The organism is Chryseobacterium sp. NRRL B-14798 (assembly GCF_050470705.1).
Taxonomy (GTDB): Bacteria; Bacteroidota; Bacteroidia; order Flavobacteriales; family Weeksellaceae; genus Chryseobacterium; species Chryseobacterium cupriresistens.
Window position 1 is genome coordinate 4,387,027 of record NZ_JBFLUL010000005.1, and the last position, 25,365, is coordinate 4,412,391.

The 25,365-nt window shown below is 36.9% G+C and carries 21 protein-coding genes; 15 read left to right on the forward strand and 6 right to left on the reverse strand.

Features of this window, described 5'->3' with window-relative positions; all coding sequences use genetic code 11:
* Nucleotides 1-71 precede the first annotated feature (71 nt).
* The 12 genes from nuoE to AB1278_RS20195 all read left to right on the forward strand — a co-directional run bounded on the left by nuoE (nucleotide 72) and on the right by AB1278_RS20195 (nucleotide 14,055).
* Nucleotides 72-581, forward strand: coding sequence for a complex I 24 kDa subunit family protein (nuoE, locus tag AB1278_RS20140; RefSeq protein WP_062675585.1), 510 nt, complete (start codon nucleotides 72-74; stop codon nucleotides 579-581).
* A 107-nt stretch (nucleotides 582-688) separates the two neighbouring features.
* Nucleotides 689-2,047, forward strand: coding sequence for an NADH-quinone oxidoreductase subunit NuoF (nuoF, locus tag AB1278_RS20145; protein WP_089697000.1), 1,359 nt, complete (start codon nucleotides 689-691; stop codon nucleotides 2,045-2,047).
* Between the two features lie 7 nt (nucleotides 2,048-2,054).
* Nucleotides 2,055-2,966, forward strand: a complete 912-nt coding sequence (locus AB1278_RS20150) for a hypothetical protein (RefSeq protein ID WP_117753116.1) — start codon at nucleotides 2,055-2,057, stop codon at nucleotides 2,964-2,966.
* 41 nt (nucleotides 2,967-3,007) lie between these two features.
* Nucleotides 3,008-4,006 (forward strand): 2Fe-2S iron-sulfur cluster-binding protein, encoded by a 999-nt coding sequence (locus tag AB1278_RS20155; RefSeq protein ID WP_062675587.1) that lies wholly within the window; start codon nucleotides 3,008-3,010, stop codon nucleotides 4,004-4,006.
* 89 nt (nucleotides 4,007-4,095) lie between these two features.
* The gene (nuoH, locus tag AB1278_RS20160; protein WP_062675588.1) at nucleotides 4,096-5,160 is read left to right on the forward strand and encodes an NADH-quinone oxidoreductase subunit NuoH; all 1,065 of its coding nucleotides are present in this window, start codon (nucleotides 4,096-4,098) and stop codon (nucleotides 5,158-5,160) included.
* Between the two features lie 124 nt (nucleotides 5,161-5,284).
* Nucleotides 5,285-5,842 (forward strand): NuoI/complex I 23 kDa subunit family protein, encoded by a 558-nt coding sequence (locus AB1278_RS20165; protein WP_002983553.1) that lies wholly within the window; start codon nucleotides 5,285-5,287, stop codon nucleotides 5,840-5,842.
* Nucleotides 5,842-6,339 (forward strand): NADH-quinone oxidoreductase subunit J family protein, encoded by a 498-nt coding sequence (locus AB1278_RS20170; RefSeq protein WP_202843683.1) that lies wholly within the window; start codon nucleotides 5,842-5,844, stop codon nucleotides 6,337-6,339. The genes AB1278_RS20165 and AB1278_RS20170 overlap by 1 nt, the downstream gene beginning before the upstream one ends.
* Nucleotides 6,340-6,343: 4 nt before the next feature.
* Nucleotides 6,344-6,673: an NADH-quinone oxidoreductase subunit NuoK gene (nuoK, locus tag AB1278_RS20175; RefSeq protein ID WP_002983557.1), complete on the forward strand. Its 330-nt coding sequence runs from the start codon at nucleotides 6,344-6,346 to the stop codon at nucleotides 6,671-6,673.
* 2 nt (nucleotides 6,674-6,675) lie between these two features.
* Nucleotides 6,676-8,589 carry an NADH-quinone oxidoreductase subunit L gene (nuoL, locus tag AB1278_RS20180; protein WP_120233372.1) on the forward strand — a complete coding sequence of 638 codons (1,914 nt, stop codon included), beginning with the start codon at nucleotides 6,676-6,678 and terminating at the stop codon, nucleotides 8,587-8,589.
* 2 nt (nucleotides 8,590-8,591) lie between these two features.
* Nucleotides 8,592-10,085 carry a complex I subunit 4 family protein gene (locus tag AB1278_RS20185; RefSeq protein ID WP_062675590.1) on the forward strand — a complete coding sequence of 498 codons (1,494 nt, stop codon included), beginning with the start codon at nucleotides 8,592-8,594 and terminating at the stop codon, nucleotides 10,083-10,085.
* Nucleotides 10,086-10,101: 16 nt separating this feature from the next.
* Nucleotides 10,102-11,481: an NADH-quinone oxidoreductase subunit N gene (locus AB1278_RS20190; RefSeq protein ID WP_330745268.1), complete on the forward strand. Its 1,380-nt coding sequence runs from the start codon at nucleotides 10,102-10,104 to the stop codon at nucleotides 11,479-11,481.
* Nucleotides 11,482-11,742: 261 nt separating this feature from the next.
* Complete coding sequence (locus AB1278_RS20195; protein WP_429816639.1) at nucleotides 11,743-14,055, forward strand: GAF domain-containing protein; 2,313 nt, start codon at nucleotides 11,743-11,745, stop codon at nucleotides 14,053-14,055.
* Between the two features lie 12 nt (nucleotides 14,056-14,067).
* Here the strand turns inward: AB1278_RS20195 and AB1278_RS20200 are convergent, their stop codons facing one another.
* Complete coding sequence (locus AB1278_RS20200; protein WP_429816642.1) at nucleotides 14,068-14,991, reverse strand: bestrophin family protein; 924 nt, start codon at nucleotides 14,989-14,991, stop codon at nucleotides 14,068-14,070.
* Between the two features lie 19 nt (nucleotides 14,992-15,010).
* Nucleotides 15,011-16,186, reverse strand: coding sequence for a Pycsar system effector family protein (locus tag AB1278_RS20205; RefSeq protein ID WP_343643554.1), 1,176 nt, complete (start codon nucleotides 16,184-16,186; stop codon nucleotides 15,011-15,013).
* Between the two features lie 26 nt (nucleotides 16,187-16,212).
* On the opposite strand from AB1278_RS20205, the gene AB1278_RS20210 reads away from it, so the two are divergent.
* The 3 genes from AB1278_RS20210 (at nucleotide 16,213) to AB1278_RS20220 (ending at nucleotide 21,890) form a co-directional block, all read left to right on the forward strand.
* Nucleotides 16,213-19,929 (forward strand): metallophosphoesterase, encoded by a 3,717-nt coding sequence (locus AB1278_RS20210; RefSeq protein WP_343643552.1) that lies wholly within the window; start codon nucleotides 16,213-16,215, stop codon nucleotides 19,927-19,929.
* A gap of 484 nt (nucleotides 19,930-20,413) precedes the next feature.
* Nucleotides 20,414-21,127, forward strand: a complete 714-nt coding sequence (locus AB1278_RS20215; protein WP_343643549.1) for a hypothetical protein — start codon at nucleotides 20,414-20,416, stop codon at nucleotides 21,125-21,127.
* Between the two features lie 49 nt (nucleotides 21,128-21,176).
* Entirely contained in the window at nucleotides 21,177-21,890 is a 714-nt protein-coding gene (locus AB1278_RS20220; protein WP_202843697.1) for a hypothetical protein, read from the forward strand.
* Nucleotides 21,891-21,972: 82 nt separating this feature from the next.
* Here the strand turns inward: AB1278_RS20220 and AB1278_RS20225 are convergent, their stop codons facing one another.
* The 4 genes from AB1278_RS20225 to AB1278_RS20240 form a co-directional block, all read right to left on the reverse strand.
* Nucleotides 21,973-22,785 carry a hypothetical protein gene (locus AB1278_RS20225; RefSeq protein ID WP_202843699.1) on the reverse strand — a complete coding sequence of 271 codons (813 nt, stop codon included), beginning with the start codon at nucleotides 22,783-22,785 and terminating at the stop codon, nucleotides 21,973-21,975.
* A gap of 29 nt (nucleotides 22,786-22,814) precedes the next feature.
* Entirely contained in the window at nucleotides 22,815-23,687 is an 873-nt protein-coding gene (locus AB1278_RS20230) for an SdiA-regulated domain-containing protein (protein WP_202843702.1), read from the reverse strand.
* 57 nt (nucleotides 23,688-23,744) lie between these two features.
* Nucleotides 23,745-24,512 (reverse strand): nucleoside triphosphate pyrophosphohydrolase, encoded by a 768-nt coding sequence (gene mazG / locus AB1278_RS20235; RefSeq protein ID WP_202843707.1) that lies wholly within the window; start codon nucleotides 24,510-24,512, stop codon nucleotides 23,745-23,747.
* Nucleotides 24,513-24,744: 232 nt separating this feature from the next.
* A complete protein-coding gene (locus AB1278_RS20240; protein WP_202843709.1) occupies nucleotides 24,745-25,299 on the reverse strand; it encodes a DUF5606 family protein in 555 nt (184 codons plus the stop codon).
* Nucleotides 25,300-25,365 lie beyond the last annotated feature (66 nt).

The window sequence follows — 25,365 nt, forward strand, 5'->3', positions numbered from 1 at the left end:
AGACTCTTCGCTTTATATATAAATTTAAAATCTGATGTCTGAAATCTGGCATCTGAAATCTTAGATAAAAAATGAGCGAAACAATAGCTTTTAAACCGGAAAGTTTAGCACAGGTACACAAAATTATCGCAAGATATCCTGAAGGAAGACAAAAATCTGCTCTTCTTCCTGTACTTCACTTGGCACAGAAAGAATTCGGAGGATGGTTAGATGTTCCTGTGATGGATTATGTTGCCGGACTATTAAGTATCCAACCGATCGAAGTATATGAAGTGGCTACTTTCTATACGATGTTCAATATGAAGCCGGTAGGTAAATATGTACTGGAAGTTTGCAGAACAGGACCTTGTATGGTTTGTGGAAGCGAAAAAATTCTGGATCATATCAGAACCAAACTGAACATTAAGGATGGAGAAACTACTGAAGATGGTATGTTTACTTTAAAACCAGCTGAATGTCTTGGAGCATGCGGATACGCACCCATGATGCAGCTAGGGAAATTCTTTCATGAAAATTTAACGATAGAAAAAGTAGATGAAATCCTTGATCTTTGCAGACAGGGACAAGTTGCTTTAGACTAATAGAAATTTTAAATTCTACATTTTAGATTTTAAATTATTCAGTTATTTTCTTTAATAATTATAAAAAGCTAGAAGCCAATGGCCAATAGCGAAAAGCATAATAAACAATGAGTAAAAAACTTTTACTTAAAGACGCACATATAGAAGGTATCCGCTACTTTGAGACTTACCGTAAACAGGGAGGTTATACAGCAGCTGAAAAAGCCTTGAAGATGACTCCGGACGAAATTCTTGAAGAAGTAAAAGCTTCAGGACTGAGAGGTCGTGGTGGAGCTGGATTCCCAACAGGAATGAAATGGAGCTTTCTGGCCAAACCTGAAGGTGTTCCAAGACACCTTGTTGTGAATGCGGATGAATCTGAACCTGGAACATTCAAGGACAGATATCTGATGGAGTTCCTTCCTCATTTATTGATTGAGGGAATGCTAATTTCTTCTTACTGTTTAGGATCCAATACTTCTTATATCTACATCCGTGGAGAATATTCGTGGATTCCGGATATCCTTGAAGAAGCTATTGAAGAAGCTAAAGCAGCAGGATTTTTAGGTAAAAATATTTTAGGAACCGGTTTCGATCTTGAAATCTATGTACAGAGAGGTGGTGGAGCATACATCTGCGGTGAAGAAACGGCATTGCTTGAGTCCCTTGAAGGAAAAAGAGGTAACCCGAGATTAAAACCACCATTCCCGGCTGTAAAAGGTCTTTGGGAAAGACCAACAGTGGTAAACAACGTTGAATCCATTGCGGCAGTAGTTCCGATCATTGATATTACAGGTGCTGAGTATGCTAAAATCGGAGTGGGAAGATCTACAGGTACGAAATTGATTTCTGCTTGTGGGAACATCAACAAACCGGGTGTATACGAAATCGATATGACGATCACCGTAGAGGAATTCATTTATTCTGATGAATATTGCGGTGGTATTAAGGATGGTAAAAAATTAAAGGCTTGTATTCCTGGAGGAAGTTCTGTTCCGATTGTTCCAGCAAATCTATTGCTAAGAACCGTGAACGGAGAGCCAAGATATATGAATTATGAATCATTGGCAGATGGTGGTTTTGCTACCGGAACCATGATGGGTTCAGGAGGTTTCATCGTTTTGGATGAAGACCAGTGTATTGTAGAACACACCATGACATTGGCGAGATTCTACAATCACGAAAGCTGCGGACAATGTACACCTTGCCGTGAAGGAACGGGATGGATGTACAAGATTTTAAAGAAAATCGAGAAAGGAGAAGGAAAAATGGAAGATATCGATCTGCTTTGGGATATCCAGAGAAAAATCGAAGGAAATACGATTTGTCCGTTGGGTGATGCAGCAGCTTGGCCGGTTGCAGCAGCGATCCGTCACTTCAGAGATGAATTTGAGTGGCACGTGAAAAACCCAGAGTTGTCTCAGACACAAAATTATGGATTGGCACATTATGCTGACCCTATCCCGGCTGTTGAAAAGAACGCATAAGTAAAAGATGAAAAAATTATTGGTGGTCGGCTTAATGATGTCGAATTTTGTATTTGCACAGAATAAAAAAACTGATACTGCAAATTATAACAGATCCGTTGAAGAGGATTTATCATATTTAGTAAGTGAGAAAGAGCAGATTAAAGCTGAGAGAAAAGAAAAGCCTTTACCATTAAGCAAAAAAGGTCAGGTTTTCGTATTTTACGGTTGGAACAGAGCCGCTTACAGCAATTCTGACATCCACTTTACCGGAAATGGATACGATTTTCAGCTGAATAATGTAAAGGCACAGGACAGACCTACAAAATTTGGAATTGTCTATTTTGATCCGAGCTGGTTTACTGTAACACAGTATAATTTCAGAATAGGATATTTTATTAAAGACAATTTAGCATTGGTACTTGGGATAGACCACATGAAATATGTAATGGATCAGAACCAGACTGTAGGTTTCAAAGGTCATATTTCAGATCCTGAGTATGCAGCAATGGTTCAGAACGGGCAGGTTAATCTTGCAGATGAGAAGTTCCTTACTTTCGAACATACAGACGGGCTTAATTATGAAAACTTAGGTCTAGAGAAATACAAAAATCTTGTTCATAAGAAAAATATAGATTTAGTATGGTCTTATGGAGCCGGAATCGGATTTATGTTTCCGAAAAGTAATGTAAAACTTTTTGGTAACGAAAGAAGTGACCGTTTCCACGTTGCAGGTATGGGAACCGATATCAGATCCAGTCTTAACCTTGTATTCTGGAAAAACTGGATGCTGAGATTAGAAGGAAAAGCCGGTTATATCAATATGTGGGATATTAAAACTACATTAAATAACAAACCGGACAAAGCACGTCAGGATTTTGTTTTCGGACAGGTTCTTGGAGGAATTGGATATACATTTAATACAAAGAAATATAAATAACAAAGCCTATTGCTTAACGCATAAAGCTTAAAGCATATCATATGAGCGAAGAAGTTAAAAAATTCAAAATAACTATAGACGGACAGACTACCGAAGTTTTGCCTGGTACTTCTATTCTGGAAGCTGCAAGACAAATTGGTGGTAAATCTGTGCCTCCTGCAATGTGCTACTACAGCAAGTTGGAAACCAGTGGAGGGAGATGTAGAACTTGTCTGGTAGAAGTTTCTAAAGGATCTGAAGCAGATCCTCGTCCTATGCCAAAATTAGTAGCAAGCTGCAGAACTAATGTAATGGACGGTATGGAAGTAAAAAATCTTACTTCTGAGAAAGCTCAGGAAGGAAGAAAAGCCGTTACCGAATTCCTATTGGTAAACCACCCGCTGGACTGCCCTATCTGTGACCAGGCAGGAGAATGTCATCTTCAGGACTTAGGATATGAGCATGGTGTTGAAAATACAAGAACAGAATTCGAAAGAAATACTTACGAAGCTGATGATCTTGGACCGAACATCAAATTAAATATGAACCGTTGTATTCTTTGCGCAAGATGTGTACTGACAGCCAACCAGCTTACAGAAACAAGAGAACACGGTATCCTTTTCAGAGGAGATCACGCTGAAATTTCAACGTATTTAAATAAAGCTTTAGACAATGACTTCATCGGAAACGTTATCGATGTTTGTCCTGTAGGAGCATTAACAGACAGAACAGCCCGTTTTGCCAGCAGAGTTTGGTTTACAAAACCAATGAACGCTTCTTGTAAATGTGATAAGTGTTCAGGAAAAGCTGTAGTATGGATGAAAGGTGACGAAATTGTAAGAGTTACTGCCAGAAAAGACCAGTGGGGAGAAGTGGAAGAATTCATCTGCGATACATGCCGTTTCGAAAGAAAATCTTTATCAGACTGGAATATCGAAGGTCCTAGACATATCGACAGACATTCTGTAATTTCATTGAACCACTACGAAAAGCCAAAAGACGAACTAAGAGTTTTAGACAATCCGATGGCTAAAGAAATCAGTGAAAAAGACGAAAAATAATTAATAAGACATCAGATTTCAGATACCAGACTTCAGACAGCAAATTAAATCTGACATCTAGCATCTGACATCTTAATATCTAAATAAAAATGGATTTACTTACATTTAAACTTATACTTGTACTAGCACTTTTTCTGCTGTCACTTACGATTGCAGCCTACTCTACCTGGGCAGAAAGAAAAGTTGCCTCTATTATGCAGGATAGAATTGGTCCCAACAGAGCCGGACCTTTCGGATTGCTGCAGCCTCTTGCTGACGGTGGAAAGTTTTTCTTCAAAGAAGACTTTACGCCTGCCAATGCAGAAAAATTCCTTTTCGTATTAGGACCAGCGCTGGTAATGTTTATTTCATTGATTACAGGAGCTGTTATTCCTTGGGGTAAAAGTTTAAATATTGCAGGTACTTCTTTTGATCTTCAGGTAGCAAACATCGATGTTGGTGTACTTTTCATCATCGGTATGGCTTCCATCGGGGTTTACGGAATTATGATCGGAGGTTGGGCTTCAAACAACAAATATTCATTACTAGGTGCTATCCGTGCTTCTTCTCAGATGATTTCTTATGAATTGGCAATGGGATTAGCGCTTCTTTCTATCATTATGATGTCTGGAAGTTTGGATTTAAAAGAAATCACTGAAAGCCAGACTACCGGAAAATTATGGGGAGTTATTCCATGGGTTTCAGGATTGAACTGGAACATTTTCTACCAGCCGATTGCATTCCTTGTTTTCTTTGTAGCTGCTTTGGCAGAAACCAACAGACACCCGTTCGATTTACCTGAGTGTGAATCTGAATTAGTAACAGGATACTCTACAGAATACTCTTCCATGAAGTTGGGATTATATATGTTCGGAGAATACGTGAACATGTTTATTTCCAATGCATTCATGGTAGTTCTTTTCTTCGGAGGTTATAACTATCCGGGGATTGAATGGGTAACTCAGAACTGGGGTGAAAACACTGCAGGAATTTTGAGTATCGTAGCATTCCTTACAAAAACAGTAATTGGAATTCTGATTTTCATGTGGATCAGATGGACACTTCCAAGATTCAGATATGACCAGTTAATGCACTTAGGATGGAAAACATTAATCCCGATGGCATTAGTAAACCTATTAATTACAGGTGCTGTAATTTTAGCGTTTGGAAATTAAATTATCTAAACCTAACAGGTTTTTGAAACTTGTTAGGTTTGTGTAAATATTGAATATTAAAAATTAAGATAACAGACAAGATTAGTCTAAAATCTGGTGTCTAACATCTAATATCTATAATTAAATGAAACTTACAAACAGATCAAAAGTTGTTTCCAATAAAGAAATGACCCTTGCTGAAAAAATCTACCTTCCTGCCATCTTTACAGGGATGGGGATTACATTTAAGCATGCTGTAAGAACCGTGATAAAGGGTGCTCCCGCAGTATATTCGTATCCGGAAGTACAGAAGCCAAGAACCACCATCTGGAGAGGCCAGCACGTTTTGAAAAGAGACGAAGAAGGCAGAGAAAGATGTACAGCTTGCGGACTTTGTGCGGTAGCTTGTCCTGCAGAAGCCATTACAATGACTGCTGCTGAAAGAACTAAAGAGGAAAAACATCTTTACAGAGAAGAGAAATACGCTTCAGTATATGAAATCAATATGCTAAGATGTATTTTCTGTGGTATGTGTGAAGAAGCTTGTCCTAAATCTGCCATCTATCTTACCGACAGGTTGGTAGACGTAGAAACCAACAGAGGTTCTTTCATTTACGGAAAAGATAAATTAGTTGAAAAAATAAATGAAAGGATTGATATCACCACAAGACAATCCGAGAAACAAAAAAATGCGGTAAAATAATGGATCAGTTTTTATTTTTCTTGGTGGCGTTTTTAGCTGTGGCAAGTGCAGTTTATTTTGTATTTGCAAGAAATCCTCTATATGCTATTTTGTCATTAATTGTTACGATGTTTTCAATTGCCGGAATGTACATTCTTCTCAATGCACAGTTCCTGGCAATCATCCAGATTATTGTTTACGCAGGTGCCATCATGGTACTTTTCCTTTACATCTTAATGATGCTTAACCTTAATAAACAAGACGAAAGTAAGAAGAACAATACTTTAAAATTTGTTGGAGTTTTTACTGCATGTCTTTTATTAATTGGAGTTTTAGGGGTATTCAGAGGAATTCAGGACCACCACATTGTTGTTGAAAATGTAGACAGAGGAGTTGGTCTTACCAAAAATCTGGGTAGACTTTTGTTTAATGAATATGTTTTACCGTTTGAGCTTGCTTCCATCCTAATTCTGGCAGGTATTGTAGGCGCGGTATTAATCGGTAAAAAAGATTTATAAAATTATGGGAGAAGTAAATACATTTATACAAAGCATCCCTTTGGACTACTTCATCATTCTTTCATCAGTATTATTCTGTCTGGGAGTAATGGGAGTATTGCTTAGAAAAAATGCTATTGTGATTCTGGGCTGTGTAGAGCTTATGCTGAATTCTGTAAACCTTTTATTGGCAGCTTTTTCAGCGTATAAAGGCAACGGCGACGGACAACTTTTAGTTTTCTTCATTATGGTGGTAGCAGCGGCTGAAGTAGCAGTAGGTCTGGCAATTATTGCTATGCTATATAGAAACACCCGTTCTGTAGATGTGAGTATATTTAATAAATTAAGAGGATAAGAATGGAGAATCTAGTATATGCAATAGTACTTTTACCACTTTTAGGGTTTCTTATTAACGGGCTGTTCGGAAAAAATCTTCCAAAAATATTGGTAGGATCTCTGGCTACTGCTGTAGTTTTCGGATCTTTCTGTATTGCAGTAAGCCTTTTCATGAATTTCAATTCTGAAAGCCAGCCTGTCATTGTAAAAGCTTTTGAATGGTTTAGAGTAAACGGAGTTCAGATCAATTTTGGATTCCAGATTGATCAGCTTTCTTTAATGATGGTAATGATCATCACGGGTATCGGTTCACTGATCCACTTATACTCTATCGGATATATGAGTCATGATAAAGGATTCTACAAGTTTTTTACTTACCTGAATCTTTTCATCTTCTCGATGTTACTTTTAGTAATGGGAAGCAACTACCTTATCCTGTTTATCGGATGGGAAGGTGTAGGTCTTTGTTCTTACCTGTTGATCGGATTCTGGTATACCAACGAAGAATACGGTAAAGCAGCAAGAAAAGCTTTCATCATGAACAGAATTGGTGACCTTGCGTTATTGATCGGTATCTTCATGATTGCTTCTCAAACCAATGCTGTAGATTATCTTTCTGTAGCAGAAAACGCTTCAAAATTTGAATTAGACGGAACAGTGATTATCTTTATCACAGCGAGTTTATTCATCGGTGCTACCGGTAAATCGGCTCAGGTTCCATTATATACATGGTTACCGGATGCGATGGCGGGACCAACTCCTGTATCAGCGTTGATCCACGCGGCAACGATGGTAACAGCAGGTATCTATTTAGTAGTAAGATCCAATTTCTTATTTACTTTAGCACCAACTGTACAGGGAGGAATTTTATTCATCGGATTCTTAACTGCTGCTTTGGCAGGGTTTTATGCACTACGTCAAAACGATATCAAAAAAGTGTTGGCTTATTCTACAGTTTCACAGCTTGGATTTATGTTCATCGCTTTAGGTCTTGGTGCCTATACAACAGCAATGTTCCACGTAATGACACACGCATTCTTTAAAGCGTTATTATTCTTAGGTGCAGGTTCTGTAATCCACGCGATGAGCAACGAACAGGATATGCGTTTCATGGGAGGTCTTAAAAAATATATTCCTCTTACGCATGCTACATTCCTTATCGGAACATTAGCTATCTCAGGTTTCCCTTTATTATCGGGGATGATCTCTAAAGACGAAATTTTAGTAGCAGCTTTCGCTAAAAACCCTGTTTACTGGGTAATCTTATTTGTTTTAGCGGCAATGACTGCAACGTATATGTTCAGACTATACTACCTGACATTCCACGGAGAATTCAGAGGTACTGAAGAACAGAAGCACCACTTACACGAAAGTCCGTCAAATATGACATTACCATTGATCGTATTGGCTATTCTTTCTGTAATCGGAGGTTTTATCAACCTGCCACACTTTATCGGTCACGGCCACTATGCCAAACTGATGGAATGGTTAAAGCCGGTTCTTACGGAACAAAGCTACAGCCAGATGGAAGCTACTCTTTCAGGAGTACCTTTCAATACTGAAATGATCTTATTAGCAGCTACGGTCTTGATGTTCTTCACTGTATGGTTCATCGTTAGAAATACTTATGTAAGTAAGAAAAAGATGGCTGTTGCAGAGGAAAACTATACCGGATGGGAAAAGCTTTCTGCTAAGAAATTATACGTTGACGAACTTTACAACGCATTGATTGTAAAAACTGTTGAAGGATTAGGACGCGGAGGAAAAATGTTTGATAAGGGTATCTTAGACCGTTTTGTAAACTTTGTAGGTGATGGTGCTGAAGACAGCGGAAAAGCTATGAAGCGTGTACAGAACGGAAATGTAGAGACATATATCCTTATCATGTCTTTAGCGGTGGGAATTATATTAATTGTTAACTTTTTATTACAATAATAATGTCTTGTTTGTTATTAACATTATTACTATTACCTCTAGTAGGTTCGGGATTAGTTTTTGCCTGGAAGAATAATTCCAGCAAATATTTGGCGCTTGGAATTGCATTGGTACAAATGCTCCTTACGTTTTACGTACTTTCGGATTTTGATTTTACTCCGACAGTAGACAGCGTATTGCAGCATGAGATCAATTATCCATGGTCACAATTTATGAAGAGCTCTCTTCACTTCGGTATCGATGGAATGAGCATGCTTCTTTTATTACTGACCAATATTCTGGCTCCAATCATTATTTTATCATCTTTCAACGAAAATGTAAACTATAGAAATACATTCTACGGACTGATTCTATTGATGCAGTTTGGTCTTGTAGGGGTATTCACTTCTTTAGACGGATTGTTATTCTACATTTTCTGGGAGGTAACTTTGATTCCAATTTGGTTCATTGCCGGACTTTGGGGACAAGAGAATAAAAGGTTTGAATTCACTACGAAATTCTTCGTATATACATTCGTGGGATCATTATTTATGTTAGCCGGATTGATCTATGTGTACAACCACTCTGCATCATTCGCTTTAACAGATCTATATAATGCACAGCTTAACGAAGTACAGCAGACTGTGGTATTCTGGTTTATTTTCTTTGCTTTTGCAGTGAAATTACCGGTATTCCCTTTCCATACATGGCAGCCTGACACCTATACCTACTCTCCTACTCAGGGATCCATGTTATTATCAGGGATCATGCTGAAGATGGCAGTATATGGTGTAATGCGTTATTTACTTCCAATCACTCCGCTACCAATTGCCGGAATTTCCGGACAGATCGTAATTATTCTTGCCATCGTGGGTATTGTTCACGGAGCTTTGATCGCTATTATCCAGACGGATATGAAGAGAATCATTGCATACTCTTCCTTCTCTCACGTAGGATTGATGGTAGCAGGGATCTTCGCTTCAGCAGTAGTTACTTTAAGAGGAACTTTCAATGTAGAAGGTGCTGAAGGAGCTTTGGTACAGACATTTGCTCACGGTATCAACGTAGTGGGATTATTCTACTGCTGTGATATTTTATATAAGAGATTTAAATCAAGAGACATCAGACAAATGGGTGGTTTAGCTAAAGTAGCACCTAAGTTTGCGGTGTTATTCCTGATCATTATATTAGGTTCAATGGGAGTTCCATTAACCAATGGATTCATCGGGGAATTTATTTTGTTGAAATCTGTTTATGATTTTAACGGAACAGCAGCAGTAATTGCTGGTCTTACGGTAATTCTTTGTGCGGTGTATTTATTGAGATTCTACGGAAAAGCAATGTTTGGAGAAGGAGATGAAGCCGTTTTAAGTACAGCAAAAGATTTATCAGGCGTAGAATTTTCTGTATTGGCAAGTTTAGCGGTTTTTGTGATTTTACTAGGTATTTTCCCACAACCGGTAATCGACATGGTGAGTAGTTCGGTGAAGTTTATCTACCAATCAATGGTAAGTTAATTTGATATTTTAAGAAATGAGTGTTTTAATTATTGTTTTCCTAACGGCAGTTATTGCGTTATTTTCAGGAGTTTTTGAACAAGGAAAATTCGCAAGATACATTGGGATTTTGGGATTAATCATCGCATTGTACGTAAGTTTTATGCCGGAATGTTCGTTTTTCGACCATTACAAGCATATGTATGAGTACAGTGACAATACCGCATTATTCACTAAAATATCAATCGTAACAACATTATTGTTATTCTTCCTGGGCGGTTTTGCTTTCAGCAACCACAGAAGCCACCAGTCAGAATTATATGCATTGATGCTATTCGCATTATGTGGAGGGATCATCCTTTTCGGATACCAGAATCTGGTGACGATGTTCTTAGGAGTTGAGATCCTTTCTATTCCATTATATGTAATGGCTGGAGCTAACAAAACGGATTTAAGATCCAACGAAGCTTCTATTAAATATTTCCTTATGGGTGCATTCGCAACAGGTTTCTTACTGTTCGGGATTGCGTTCATCTATGGAAGTGCAGGAAGTTTTGATCTGTACAAAATCCACGATTTCGGGGTAGCCAATTCAGGGAATGTAATGTTCATCTTAGGAGTATTACTGATTCTTTGTGCATTAGCATTTAAAGTAGCATTGGCCCCTTTCCATATGTGGAGCCCTGACGTATATGCAGGTTCTCCTTCATTGATCACAGCTTTCATGGCGAGTGTAGTAAAGATCTCAGGATTCTTTGCGCTGTTCAGATTGATGACGCTTGGCTTCGCTGGGGTTACTCACGAATGGATTAATGTTTTAGGGGTATTCTTAATCATTACATTACTTTTGGCAAACGTTATGGGTCTTGCTCAGACGAATGCAAAAAGAATGCTGGCATACTCTTCAGTATCTCACGCAGGATATATCGGATTGGTATTCTTCGGAATGACAAGCCTTTCTACTTATAACCTTGCCTTCTATCTGTTTGCTTATTCTTTATCTACAGTAGGAGTTTTCATGTGCCTGATCTGGGTAGAGAAATTAAAAAGAGAAACTTCTTTCGGAGCCTTCAAAGGATTGGCGAAGACAGAACCTTTATTGGCAACAGCCGCAACGATCTCTATGCTTTCAATGGCAGGAGTTCCGTTAACAGCTGGTTTCATGGGGAAATTTGCTTTATTCTCCCAGGCTATGAACGGTGCAGCTTTCTTAGTATTGGTAGCTGTATTAGGTTCTGCCCTATCCATTGCTTACTATTTAAGACTGATTATCGCGATGTTCTTCTTTAAAGAATCAACATTCAAATCATCAGAAAAAGTAACTCTTACATACAATATCATTGCAGTAATTGTTATTGCCCTGATCATCATCCTTGGAGTTTTCCCGGATCTATTTGCAAGAATGTTCGGATTGTAAAATCTGAATTTTAAGATATAAAAAGCACAACTCGTCGGTTGTGCTTTTTTATTATCCTTCAAATAAAGAACATCTCATCCCAAAAACTTTAATTTTTATTTATCAATAAATCTATAATCTGTCTATATAAAAAACAATAAGGAATTATAAAATACCTTGCAGAGTTTCCCAAAGCACCTGCAAATTATATACAATAAAATAAAAATTCCACACGATCAATATTCTGCTTTTTTCATAACTTTACTTTAAATTTTTCAGCTCTTGGCTAATCTCTATAAAAAAGACTCTCCCTTTCAGGTTTATATATCATTCAAAAAATATTTGGATGTTCTGGAACATATCCGATATAATGACAGACTGGAATACAGGGTCAATTATGCAGAGTCATTACTAGAGAGCACCCGAAATTTTAAAGACCTTAGAGAAGGCTTTCAGGATACAGCCCTTCTTGAAAAATACGATGACCTCATCAGGCTGCTTCTTGCAGACCTTTTCCCGACAGGCCTCACCAGAAACGAAATAAAAGCGGCAAGTATTCCGCTCTCCAACATTACCTTTAACTATACCGAAAGGTTTAAAGATATTCTGAAAGATGCAGGAAAAGATTTCGAAATAGAACTCAGGAATATTTCAGATAACGAATTCTATGTATTTTGCTGCTGTCTGATTCTTCAGAGCTACTTCAAAAAAGATATTAAAAGTACACTTCCGTTTTATTATGATATTCCCAACAAACAGGGAATCATGAAGCATTATAAAATTACGGTCAATTCAGATTTTACGGAAATTACTCCTACAGAAGATGCCAAAATTCCATCTGATGATATTCTGGATATGCTTTTGGAAAATCTTGATGATTTTAAACTCTGGAAAAAGTATTTCCCTTCACAATCGTGGATACTGAAAGGATTTACCATCATTTCACTGGTAGACTGTACCTCTGAAGTGGCCCTTTCCGATCTGAAATCAAGCATGATTGAAATTGATCCGGAAAATATGAATCCCAATGAAAATCTGACTGAAATTTTCAAATCCTATTTTGATGTTCCGGAACTCAACTTCGGGTTGATGACGTTCAACAAAAAGGAACAGAAACTTGATAAACTTCCGATTTACGAAAGTCTTCTCACAAATCACATCCTTGATTTCTGGATCAATGCATTTGATGAAGAAACCCGTAAGAGTACCTTCAATAATTTAAATCATAATTCAAAGCCTGTAGTTGTTTCCAATGTAAACAACCTGGAAGAGAATGTCAAGCTGCTTCCTTCCTTCAGTATTTTAAAAGACAATAATGTCAACAGTTTCATGGTAATTCCTATCATGAAAGATGGAGAACTCCTTGCGATCATGGAATTCACCTCTCCGATTGCCGGAAGTTTCAATGGCTTAAAACTTAAAAAACTGGAGTTTTTCACTGATATGGTTCTCTTCTCTCTGAACAGGTTTTACTTTGAGAAAAACTATCAGATAGAAGCCATTATTCAGCGTGAGTATACAACCATCCACGACAGTGTGGTCTGGAAGTTCAGAAATGAAGCTGAGAAATATTTTACGGCGTCACTCGGAAAAAAGATATATACTTTAAAACAGATTGCATTCAAAAATCTTACCCCGTTGTTTGGGGTTTCGGATATCCGTTCTTCTTCTGAAAAGCGTTTTAATCTGATGCTGCAGGATCTCAACCAGCAGATTGAATGGCTGAATGAAATTCTGACACTCACCAACTCGGATTCCGAAAAATTTATACTGGCACTGGATGTTTTTGAGAATGAGATCAACAATGAGATCAAAGCGGATACGGAACAGCGTTTTCAGAGATTGTTAAGAGAAGAAATTCATCCTTTTTTACAGGGAAAACTGGAAATTAAAACGTCCAGGGAAATAAAGGCAAAGATCAAAGACTATTTCTCCCACATCTTTACTTCTACGGATCTGTTTTATCATCACAGAAAAAACCTTGATGATTCTATCACGCTTGTTAACCGGAAACTGGCAGATATGCTGGATGAAAGCCAGGTAAAAGCACAGGAAATTTTTCCACATTATTATGAAAGGTTTAAATCTGACGGTGTGGAACATAATCTGTATATTGGTTCTACCATCGCTCCCGAGCTGCATTATACCTCAAAAGTAGTCCACAAACTGAGATACTGGCAGCTGAAAACCATCTGTAAAATGGAACTTGAATTTCAGTCGTTCAAAAAATATCTTCCGTTACCACTTGATATTGCTTCACTGATTTTCGTCTATAATGAAAAAATAGACATCCGTTTCAGAATGGATGAAAAACGTTTTGATGTAGACGGAGCCTATAATTCCTATTACGAGATTATTAAAAAGCGTCTGGATAAGGCCCATGTGAAAGATTCTTCCGAACGTATCACCGCTCCCGGAAAAATCACCATTGTCTATTTCGGAATGGAAAATCAGAAGGAATATTTAGATTATATTTCCAAACTCCAGAAAAAAGGGGTTTTGCAGCATGACGTAGAATTTTTAAGAGTAGAAGATCTGCAAGGAATCACGGGATTGCTGGCGTTAAGGGTTTCCTTTACACTTCCACAGGAATAAAATGATGCTTCTTTAATCCACAAAATAAGTATCCGGCTTCTTCAGTTCGCCCTGAGGAATTCCTGCCTGTTCAAAAATTGAAAACTCAATAGTACGGCAGATGCTGTTTAAAGCAAGATCATTTTCCTCTTCACCAAAAGGCTCTCCAATCTCCTGAATAATAGCATCAAGAGCAATAAAGGTATAGCTGATCAGCAGAACGATCAAAGGCATCATCCATCCCAAAGAATCTACCAGTCCGAAAGGAAGCCAGAAACAATATAAATAAACAGTACGATGCAGCAAAACACTGTAAGCAAAGGGTAATGGTGTATTGTAAATCCTCTCACATCCGCCGGAAATATTAGAAAACTGGTTCAGCTGATGATCCATGGAAGTCATAACAATGGTATCAATGTTTCCTTTTTTATTCTGTTCGCTAAGCCAGTCTGCAATAAAACCAAGAATACTGTTGGGAATGAGTTTTTTGTTCTTTACTTTTTCCAATTGTTCTGATGAAAGCAGTCTCTCAAGATGTTCTGTACCAGATTTATCTCTCAGCTGAAAGTTCAGTGACCATGCAAATGCAGAGATCAGCTTGATGATTTTCTCTTTTTCCTCTTTAGCTTCAGGCGAAGAATCGTTTACCAGCGATAGGATCTGTCTTGTAAGGGATCTGGTTTCAATGACCAGTAATCCCCAGAGTTTCCGGCCTTCCCAGAAACGGTCATAGCTTGCAGAATTACAGAATCCCATAAAAATGGCAAGAGCCAGTCCTATTAATGTAAAAATAGTAGGATTGAGATGTACTTTATAATCAAAAATTTTTCCTTTGAAAAAATAGATAGCCAATGAAAACAGCGTGATAATGGTAAGCTGAATAACAATTTTCTTCAATACGGATCCTCTCCATATAAATAACATTTTCAGCCAATTCGTACGCTGTCTGACGATCATTTGTGTGGATGTTTATTAATTAAAGACTAAGAAAAGCCACCCCGAAAGATAAAACGGAAATAATAATTCCAGCCATAAAAATCTTGTAGGTAATGGATAAAAGTTTGTACTTCCTGTTAAGAACTTTCCCGAGATAATACAGATCCTTCACCATTGAGTCATAAATATAATCCCTGTCTTTAATAAGGTCTTTCATGGCGTTGTTATAGTCATCAAACAACATCTGCTGAAAGTTTCCAAAGAACAGCAGGTTTACTTTTCTGTTGGCAATATCCTGAGAAGTAAATGTTGATTTGGTTACATTCGGTTTTGTAGACAGAATCGCAAATATGATCGTCAGTACACTTGACAGCAATAGTATGAAACTTGGAAGAATCAGATGTGAATTTTTAGGAGCATCCAGCTTCGGCACAAGCACGGAAAGACACACTGAAATAATAATGGCATTTACCGATAAAAGAATATTGGCTTTGCTGTCTGCAATGTCACTTAGTCTCGTATGATTGTTCAGTGTCACCCTGAATAAGGTATCTACACTTCTGTCCGATTTTTCTTTTTCTTTTTTACCTTCCGAAGCCTCCTTTTTGTTTTCTTTTTTCTCTTCTTCTTTTTCCAGCTTCTTTTCGATTTTTTTAATATTTTTCTTTTTCAGGGGTTCCCAGTTTTCTTTAGCATAATCCGTATAAAAAGTATGCTTATTTTTTAACATATCCAGATTTCCGGCATTCCATTCTTCATTGGAAAAACATCTTACATTCGTTAGTTCCCATTCTTTTCTCAAAGCATCAGAAATATCACTATAATCATGACCTGCAAAATGGCTGAAGTCAGCATCTTTTACAATTTTTTCCAGTAAATTCTGGGGTTCGTAATGAATTTTCGTAGCCAGAATCAGTTTTTCAACATCTGCAATATAGTTTTCAGGATAATTTTCCTGATGTAAAAAGGCTTTCATCACCTCCACACTTCTTTCTTCATGGTTCAGGGCACATTCTATATACCCTGTATCATGAAACCATAATGCAACAAGAACCTTTTCCTGATCCTCTTCAGAAACAGGGGTATTTTTCATGATTTCCTCAGCCTTATTAACGGTATAGGCAGTATGGATAAAATTATGATAAAAATATACTGAAGATAACTTATCTTTGAATAAGATTTCAACATAATTTTTAGCTTTTTGTAAAATGCTCATCCCTGAAATTTTGTTAATGTAAATTTATGAATTTATCCTTTAAAACTCATCTAAAAAATACTTCTATTGTTCTTCGAACGGTAATGTCCGCAGGAGCTCTTTATTCCTGTGCTACATATAACGTACAAAAGGGCAAAAACTTATTTGAAGTAAAAGATTCCGAAATAAAATCTGAAAGTGATTTTAAACTTTTTCTGATTGGAGATGCAGGAAATGCAGATGAACCTCAGGCACAAAAAACACTGAATTTACTGAAAAGTAAGCTGGATTCTGCCGACAGCAATTCTATGCTGATCTTTTTGGGCGATAATATCTACCCTAATGGTATGCCCAAAGAAACAGATAAAGATTATGCCCTGGCAAAACAAAAACTGGAAAATCAGCTAGCTATCACCAAAAATTTCAAGGGAAAAACATTAGTAATTCCCGGGAATCATGACTGGTACAATGGACTGGAAGGATTGAATACCCAGGAAGGACTGGTTAAAAAATATCTTGATGATAAAAAAGCTTTCCTTCCGAAAAATGGCTGCCCTATTGATGATATCAATGTTTCTAAAGATATAAAGCTTATTGCCATTGATACAAAATGGGTGATAGCAAACTGGGATAATTATCCTGGAATCAACAAAAACTGTAACATCAAAACCCGTGAAGATTTTTTCACCGAGTTTAAAGACCTGATCATTAAAAATCAGGGCAAAAAAATAATTGTTGCTTTACACCATCCTATCATCAGCAGCGGAACACATGCAGGTTTTAATTCTGCAAGATCTCATCTTTTTCCTTTAAAGAGTAAAATTCCTGTACCTATAGTGGCCAGTGTCATCAATATATTAAGGAGTTCCTCAGGAGCCAGCCCCGAAGATATCAATAATCAACATTATGCAGATCTGGCCAACCGACTGAAAAGTATTGTTCAGGATAAGGAAAACATTATTTTCGTATCCGGTCATGATCATAATCTGCAATATCACGAAGATGGAAATTTAAGACAGATTATTAGTGGCGCAGGCTCTAAAACAGACCCGTCTACCATTGTAGAAAAAACAGACTTTTCCTACGGAGGAAGTGGTTTTGCGGTTTTAAATTTCAGAAAAGATGAAAGTACAGATGTTGAGTATTTTTCAACCAAAGATGCCCAACTTCAAAAGCTCACTCATATTTCCGTGATTTCCAAACCGGATGTATTCGTCAATAATTTCCCTAATTCTTTTCCTGCCACATTTTCTTCCACCATTTACCCGGTACAGCTAACTGAAAAAAGAAAGTTTTACCGCTGGCTTTGGGGCGATCATTACAGAAGATACTACGGAATTCCTATTGAAGCACCAACCGCCAATCTTTCGGAATTGAACGGAGGGTATATTCCTTTCAGGGAAGGTGGAGGAAATCAATCCAACAGTTTACGACTGAAGTCTGCAGATGGACAGGAGTTTGTAATGCGCGGTGTGAAAAAAAGTGCGATCCGCTTTCTTAACAATATGGCTTTTCAGAAAAGTACATTAGGAGAAGAACTTGCAGATACATTTCCTGAGAAATTCCTGCTGGATTTTTACACAACCAATCATCCGTTTACCCCTTTTACGATTGGAAACATGTCGGAAAAGCTGGGTATTTTCCATAGTAATCCAAAGCTGTATTACATTCCTAAGCAGCAAGCTTTGGGAAGGTATAATGAAAACTACGGGGACGAAATGTACATGATTGAAGAGCGTTTTTCTTCAGATCCTAAAACATTGGCTTATCTGGATCATGCAAAAGATATCGTTTCTACAGATGATGTACTAAAAAATCTTAACAAAAGCGATAAATATTCTGTTGACAGAGAATCTTATATCAGAGCAAGGTTGTTTGATATGCTTATTGGTGACTGGGACAGACATTCGGACCAGTGGAAATGGGCAGAATATGAAGCGGGTGATAAAGTAATCTATAAACCTATTCCTAAAGACAGGGATCAGGCATTCAGTAAATATGATGGTGCAGCCTTCAGAATCATTATGAATGTTCCTGCCATTCGTCACATGAAAACCTTTACAGAAGATATCAGCAGTGTAAAATGGCTCGCTATGGAACCTTATCCGATGGATCTTGTGTTCTTAAAAGGGGCAGACCAGAATGAATGGGAAACCCAGGCAAAATATATTCAGGAGCATCTGACTGATGCGGATATTGATGAAGCTTTCCACAATCTTCCGAAAGAAGTGCAGGATGAAACCATCGATGAAATTCAGAGAAAACTGAAAATAAGAAAGACAAAACTACAGAGCTATGCCGCTCAGTATTATGATGTACTGCAGAAAAAAGTTCCTTTGGCAGGAACGGTAAATCCTGATAAGTTTGTCATCACCAAAAACGGACATTCCGTCCTTGTGCAGCAATATAAGCTGGGTAAGAATAAAGATCAGAATGAACTTGTTTTTGAAAAAACCTATCATGATTCAAAAACAAAGGAATTATGGATTTACGGACTGGAAGATGATGATACCTATGTAGTAACCGGAAGCGGAAATCCTAAAATGACGATCCGGCTGATTGGTGGATATAATCATGATACCTATAACGTTGCTGATGGAAGAAAAGTGAAGATTTATGATTTTAAATCTCAGAAAAACACCTATAATGCCGGTAATGCAACCAAGAATATTACAGATGATTATGACATTAACAGCTATAATTATAAGCATCCTAAATATAATTCCGTTGCAGGATATCCAAACCTGGATTACAACCCGGATGACGGTGTGATCGTAGGCGTCCTGGCCAATTACACAGTAAATAATTTTATCCGCGACCCATTTACTCAGAGGCACAGTTTAAAAGCTAATTTTTATACAGCTACAGCAGGATTTAGCCTTACCTACAAAGGAGTATTTAAAAAAGCCATCTCAGGCTGGGATATTAACCTTGATGCATTTTATACGACTCCAAGGTTCTCTCAAAACTTCTTTGGACTTTCCAATGAAAGTGAGTATGATAAGGAAGAAACAGAAAGAGAATATAACAGAGCCAGAATTTCCAAGTTCAACTTTGCTCCATCCATCTCTCAAAAGAGCTGGATGAATCTCAGCCACCAGTTTCAATTGACTTTTGAAGATAATAAAGTACAAAGAAAAGCCGGCCGTTTCATCAACCAGTCTCCGGATGTGAGACCTGGAGTATTCAACAGCCAGCAGTTTGTTGGAGCCAATTATACTTTTGGTTATAAAAATGCTGATAATACGGCCTTCCCTACTCTGGGACTGGAATTTATGCTGAATGCAGACTGGAAAGCAACTCTTTCTGATTTCAATAAGAATTTCGTAACGGTAAAAGGAAAACTGGCCATTGACCACAGGATTGATAAAAAAGGAAAATTTGTATTCGCCAATTCCAGCAATGTAATGTGGATCAATAACAATAATTTTGAATTTTATCAGGCTGCGGCTATCGGAGGTAATAATGGAATGAGAGCCTTCAGAAACGAAAGATTCTCAGGAAGATCCTATTTTACCAATAACTCAGAAATCCGATGGGATTTTGGAAGGGTAAGAAATAATATTGCTCCTGCCAACATGGGTATTCTTATCGGATATGATATCGGCCGTGTATGGAATGACCATGAAAATTCCAGAAAATGGCATCAGTCTGCCGGAGCTGGAGTATGGCTGAGTATTGTAGAAATGATGTCTGCAAGATTAAATTATTTCTATGGTTCAGATGGTGGAAGGATTTCTGCCGGAGTAGGAATGAAATTTTAAGTTTTACACATGAAATAGTTAATGATGAGCTTTATAGCCTCAAATCAGTTTTAATAAAATTTAATCATTCAAATTTTGACTCATATTTTTTACCGATAAAACAAATATGGCTTTTATTGAAAAGCCATATTTTTCATTTATATAGGTACTATTTACATTTCTTATTCTCCTGAAAACTTCATACGGATACATTAAATGTATAAGAGTTTCTAGGTAATATAATTTGATGCTTTTAACATTGATTAAAAAAAGGAATAGATACCAATCTGTTTATAATTGCAAATTGGGTAGATAAATATCTACAAAAAAATATAAAAATCACAAAATAGTGATATTTAAAAAAAATAATTAAGTTGCATAATTATTTCAAGCCTTTTTGATACATGTAAATCATCCTATCACTCAATTCTATTCACTTCTTTGCAAATCACGGATTATAAAAAAAAAATAATTTTGTTCTCTATAATCACAAAATATACATCCGATGATCAAAAGATTATTTCTTACATTGTTTCTAATCACAGCATTTTCTGCCAATGCACAGATCGGGATCTTGACATCTACTCCACAGAGAACACTGCATGTCAACGGTTCGTTACAACTGGTAAAAGAATTAAATGTAGGAGGTTCTGAAAATGTACAGGGTACTGCAGGAAAGGAGGGAGAGTTTTTAAGTTCTAATGGAGCCGGTACATCACCAACCTGGCGAACGATAGAATCCCAAAGTTTTTTAAAGATTGTTTTTACGGGGCAAAAAACAAATATCTCACCTGGTACCGGTAGTTATACAGGAAGCAGCAGCGCAACAAACTATGAAGCACCATCCAGGAACTATATCTATAATATCGTCAATAAAATAGATAATAATTATGTATCGTATGATGCCAATACAGGGATATTTACTGTTAGCAGAGCCGGATATTATAACATTTCAACTTATTTATCATATAACCTGAGTTTAAACGGAACCAATCAGACAGCAGGAACGGCAATATCCAGACTTGAGAGAAGTTCAGATACGAGTGATTATATTTCAGCAATGTCGACAGGACATGGAGAAAGAACAGAAAGTATATATCATCAACTGACAGGTATCAAGTTTCTTAATTCCGGAGAAACCTTTTCTCTCAGATGTGTTTATACCCAGAACTTCAGATTAGCATCAGGAAATATCAGCATTTCTTATCTGCTGCCTTAAAATTGAAAACACAAATATTTAGCACTACCAACAACAAATACTCAATCCAATGAAAAAAAATTTATTACTGACATTGTTTTTAGTCATGTCATTTTTAGCCAATGCACAAGTTGGGATATTAACACCAACTCCCCAGAGAACATTGCATGTCAACGGCTCACTGCAGCTGGTAAAAGAATTGAACGTAGGAGGCTCTGAAAATATACAGGGTACCGCAGGTAGAGAAGGCGAATTTTTAAGTTCAAATGGTGCAGGAACAGCTCCTACCTGGCGAACTATAGAATCTCAGAATTTTTTAAAAGTAGTCTTTGTAGCCAATAAGGACGATATATCACCAAATACAGGAAGCTATGCAGGAAGCCATTTAACCGGAACCTTTGAAAACTTTGCTCAAAATTTTATTTATAATATCGTTAACAAAATAGATAATAATTTTATTGCCTACGATGCAAACACCGGGATATTTACTGTCAAGAAAGCAGGTTTCTACAATGTAGCAACCTATTTTACATATGATTTAAACCTCAACGGAACTAATCAGACAGCAGGAACTGCAACGTCACAACTACAGAGAGAGGCTGATACCCAAAACTTAGTTTCAGCAGTATCAACAGGACATGGAGAGAGGACAACACAAGTATATCATCAGCTTGCGGGCATACAGCCTTTTGCTGCCGGAGAAACTTTCAGGCTAAGATGTAAATATACCCAGGATTTTAGATTATCAAAAGGTAATATCAGTATCTCCTATCTTACTCAGTAAACAATAGAACATCAATTACTTCCATAACATTCATTTATTTTAAAAACCCTTCAGATTTCTCTGTAGGGTTTTACTTGGTGTGTTATGGAAACGGAAAGTATAATAATACCTGGCCATTCTGATCATAATTATAAGTCCATTTTGATTTGGATATTTCCGGCTGCGGAGGTATACCGGTATCAGGATAATCAGCATATTCAGTCACTGATTCCTTAGCTCTAAAATTATTTTTTGATAAACTCTTTTCATAAAAATCATCATTAATCAAAAATAATTTTTTAAATGGATTTTTAGCATTGTCAAAATCTGAATATACAGTAGTTGTGAACTGTTTATCCTTACCAGTATCCTTTTCTAATGTTTCACTTTTAGAAAGGTTACTATTTCCATCAAAATAATATGTTGTAAAAAACTCCTGATAACCACGCTTAGTATATACACTTATTGTATTGGATCCATACGTATAGGTCCTTGTCATCTCCAGTTCGGCAAAACTTCCATTCTTATAATACTTTTCAGCCTTAACAGGTCTGTTATTTTCCGTCAGATAAGAAGTTGTTCTATACCCGGAAGTCGTTTCCGATTCAAAATAATCTACCTGTATCTTATTGTTTGTATAAGTTAACTGAGTAACTATATCAGGATAAAAAACTTGGGTATTTGCTGTTACAAAATAGTTCCTTCCGCGCATTTTCTGTAAACGTCCGTTTTCATAGAAAAACTGATAATATTTTTCCGGACTGCGTAGTGTTGTGCGCTGATCCATCTCAAAAATGTATCCTTTATCAGGTTGTAAATCTTCAGTTTGATTTTCATTTACAGTTATAGATTCATCATTAGTACTACTGCAAGAGGAAAAACCAAGTACCAACAGGATATACAATATTTTTTTCATAGTTATTTAATCGGCTGTAAAGATAAGGCTTATAATGAAAAACTGTACACATTTCCTCCTTCATCTTTCCCTTTCTCATCTGCGATCATTAATGTTTTATCATCAAAGAATACAATAGCTTCCTTCTGGGAATTATGGTTCAAAGGAATTTTTTGAATTTTAGCAGAATTAAAATCGTTAGCAGTAAATCCGGTAAGAACGTGAACATTTTTATGGGTAAGCAAGACAATTTTATCTTTTGTACTGTTGATACTGGCAGAGGTAATAGCTGCATCATTATATCCTCCATCAAGCTTTAATTTTCCTATTAGCTTAGCTTCAAAATCCCCCTCTTTGTTAGGTATCTGGAATATAAGAAAGGTTCCATCAAAACCTTTGCTTCTGTTTTTGGTGAATAAGTAAAAATTCCCGTCCATTTCAACAAAACCTTCACAGTCGTACAACAGGTTCGACTTTTTCGGAGGAAATTCTGTCTGCCCCTGATAATGAAATTTTGTAGTCTGAACAACTTTGGTAACAATTTGTTTGCTGTCTTTCAAATCTGTTTTTAAGATCGCCAGATCCTGTCGGTTATTATCATTATTACCAAAATCTCCGATATAAATATTTCCCTGAGAATCGGATATAATGTCTTCCCAGTCGGTGTTTTCAGCATTTTCCACCGGTATTTTTGCCAGCATGTCACCTTTATCACTCAGACCATATATTGCATTTTTATTTCCTTTGTCTTCTATCGCCCAGATGGTTTTCTTATCTTTTGACAAAGTAATTCCGGAAACTTCCTTCAACTTTTTAGGTAAGGTAAACTGGACTTTCAGTTCATCCTCCTTAGTAGGGGAATTCTGAGCTTTTGGATTGCAGCTCAATAAAAGCAAAGCAGGTAAAATAAGAAAACGTAACATATTTATTTTTTATTTTTTTAACTGAATATAAGAAGCATTAATTGTTCCAATCGGGAACTATGAAAGTTTTTTTGCTTTTTCCCAGAGAACATCCATTTCTTCCAGTGACAGATCTGCCAGTTTCAGATCCTGTTCTTCAGCAAGACCTTCCATTTTCTGAAATCTTGAAATAAATTTTAGATTGGTTCTTTCCAATGCAGAATCCGGATTGATTCCTGAAGTTCTGGCATAGTTGATCAGAGAGAAGAAAACATCACCCAGCTCCTGTTCTTTCTTATCCAAATCTGTTTCAGCATGGAACTCCTGAATCTCCTCATCTACTTTTTTCCATGCGTCTTCTGCATCATGAAATTCAAAACCTATCCCTTTTACCTTATCCTGAATTCTATACGCTTTTACCAAACTTGGCAGACTTTTAGGAACTCCGCCTAAAATAGACTTATTACCTTCTTTTAACTTTAATTTCTCCCAGTTCTGCTTCACTTCTTCTTCATCCTTCACTTCAGTATCTCCATAGATATGAGGATGACGGAAGATCAACTTTTCATTCAGGGAATTGATAACATCTGCAATGTCAAAACTTCCTTTTTCAGAACCTATTTTAGCATAAAAAACAAGGTGAAGCAGGACATCGCCCAGCTCTTTCTTTATTTCCTGTAAATCATTTTGCAAAATAGCATCTGAAAGTTCATACGTCTCTTCAAGGGTAAGATGACGAAGGGATTCTAACGTCTGTTTCTGATCCCATGGACATTTTTCACGCAAATCATCCATAATATCCAGTAATCTTCCGAAGGCCTCCAGTTTCTCTTGTTTCGTATTCATAAATAATGGGAAATTCAATCTTATACAAATGTAAGGGTTATTCGGGCATCATTACAAACGTTGGAAGTAAAAGTTGCGGAGTGCAGAATTTAGGATAGATTTGATATGTAAACCTAACAGGTTTCAAAAACCTGTTAGGTTTGGAATATTACCCCCCAATTATTTACTGCCAGAAAACAAAAAACCTTGTCCGGAATTTCCAGACAAGGTTTTATATTTTAATTCAAATGAATTATCCTTGTTTTCTGTGGGTGCTCTTTGGAGCTGATTTTGCTGCTGAAGTCGCTTTAACTTTCGGAGCAGCAGGTTTCTCTGCTTTTGGAGCTTTTTTAGCTTCTTTTTCAATGCTTACTTCTTCAGCAGGTTCTCCGTCTAAAGTTTCAGGTTCTGCTTTTACAAAGCTCTCAGGAGTAATATATCCTGCTTTTTGAAGGATGTTGTACCACTGAGCCAATTTCTTGATATCAGAAGAATATACTCTTTCTGTGTCATAGTTTGGAAGAGAAGCCAGCATAAAATCTTTCAGATCTGCATCAGAAGATTTGTGAGAGATTGTTTCCTTATAATCGTTGTTTTTAGCAATATTTTCAAATACTTCAAACAAAGGAACTTCTTTCTCAAATGTAAACATGGCGATATTGTCCAATAAACTTACCTGGCTTGAGTTTCCAATGCTTACTTTTTTCTTTGAGGTAACATCTTCAATGATGAATCCGTTTCTTAATTGAGAAACTAATTTGAAAAGTCCTGGTTTTCCAGAAATTGAAATTATTTTTTCTAACAGCATAATTTTATTTTTTGTAAATTCTGCAATCAGCACTAGCTTTTTGCTTTTTATTATTTCTTTTTAATC

Bases quoted from the DNA above. Each gene is read 5' to 3' on its own strand.
- nuoH (WP_062675588.1), top strand. From the start codon at position 4,096: ATGGATTTACTTACATTTAAACTTATACTTGTACTAGCACTTTTTCTG.
- AB1278_RS20190 (WP_330745268.1), top strand. From the start codon at position 10,102: ATGAGTGTTTTAATTATTGTTTTCCTAACGGCAGTTATTGCGTTATTT.
- AB1278_RS20215 (WP_343643549.1), top strand. From the start codon at position 20,414: ATGATCAAAAGATTATTTCTTACATTGTTTCTAATCACAGCATTTTCT.
- AB1278_RS20210 (WP_343643552.1), top strand. From the start codon at position 16,213: ATGAATTTATCCTTTAAAACTCATCTAAAAAATACTTCTATTGTTCTT.
- AB1278_RS20170 (WP_202843683.1), top strand. From the start codon at position 5,842: ATGGATCAGTTTTTATTTTTCTTGGTGGCGTTTTTAGCTGTGGCAAGT.
- nuoL (WP_120233372.1), top strand. From the start codon at position 6,676: ATGGAGAATCTAGTATATGCAATAGTACTTTTACCACTTTTAGGGTTT.
- AB1278_RS20165 (WP_002983553.1), top strand. From the start codon at position 5,285: ATGAAACTTACAAACAGATCAAAAGTTGTTTCCAATAAAGAAATGACC.
- AB1278_RS20205 (WP_343643554.1), bottom strand. From the start codon at position 16,186: ATGAGCATTTTACAAAAAGCTAAAAATTATGTTGAAATCTTATTCAAA.
- nuoK (WP_002983557.1), top strand. From the start codon at position 6,344: ATGGGAGAAGTAAATACATTTATACAAAGCATCCCTTTGGACTACTTC.
- AB1278_RS20150 (WP_117753116.1), top strand. From the start codon at position 2,055: ATGAAAAAATTATTGGTGGTCGGCTTAATGATGTCGAATTTTGTATTT.
- nuoF (WP_089697000.1), top strand. From the start codon at position 689: ATGAGTAAAAAACTTTTACTTAAAGACGCACATATAGAAGGTATCCGC.
- nuoE (WP_062675585.1), top strand. From the start codon at position 72: ATGAGCGAAACAATAGCTTTTAAACCGGAAAGTTTAGCACAGGTACAC.
- AB1278_RS20155 (WP_062675587.1), top strand. From the start codon at position 3,008: ATGAGCGAAGAAGTTAAAAAATTCAAAATAACTATAGACGGACAGACT.
- AB1278_RS20225 (WP_202843699.1), bottom strand. From the start codon at position 22,785: ATGAAAAAAATATTGTATATCCTGTTGGTACTTGGTTTTTCCTCTTGC.
- AB1278_RS20185 (WP_062675590.1), top strand. From the start codon at position 8,592: ATGTCTTGTTTGTTATTAACATTATTACTATTACCTCTAGTAGGTTCG.
- AB1278_RS20240 (WP_202843709.1), bottom strand. From the start codon at position 25,299: ATGCTGTTAGAAAAAATAATTTCAATTTCTGGAAAACCAGGACTTTTC.
- mazG (WP_202843707.1), bottom strand. From the start codon at position 24,512: ATGAATACGAAACAAGAGAAACTGGAGGCCTTCGGAAGATTACTGGAT.
- AB1278_RS20200 (WP_429816642.1), bottom strand. From the start codon at position 14,991: ATGATCGTCAGACAGCGTACGAATTGGCTGAAAATGTTATTTATATGG.
- AB1278_RS20220 (WP_202843697.1), top strand. From the start codon at position 21,177: ATGAAAAAAAATTTATTACTGACATTGTTTTTAGTCATGTCATTTTTA.
- AB1278_RS20230 (WP_202843702.1), bottom strand. From the start codon at position 23,687: ATGTTACGTTTTCTTATTTTACCTGCTTTGCTTTTATTGAGCTGCAAT.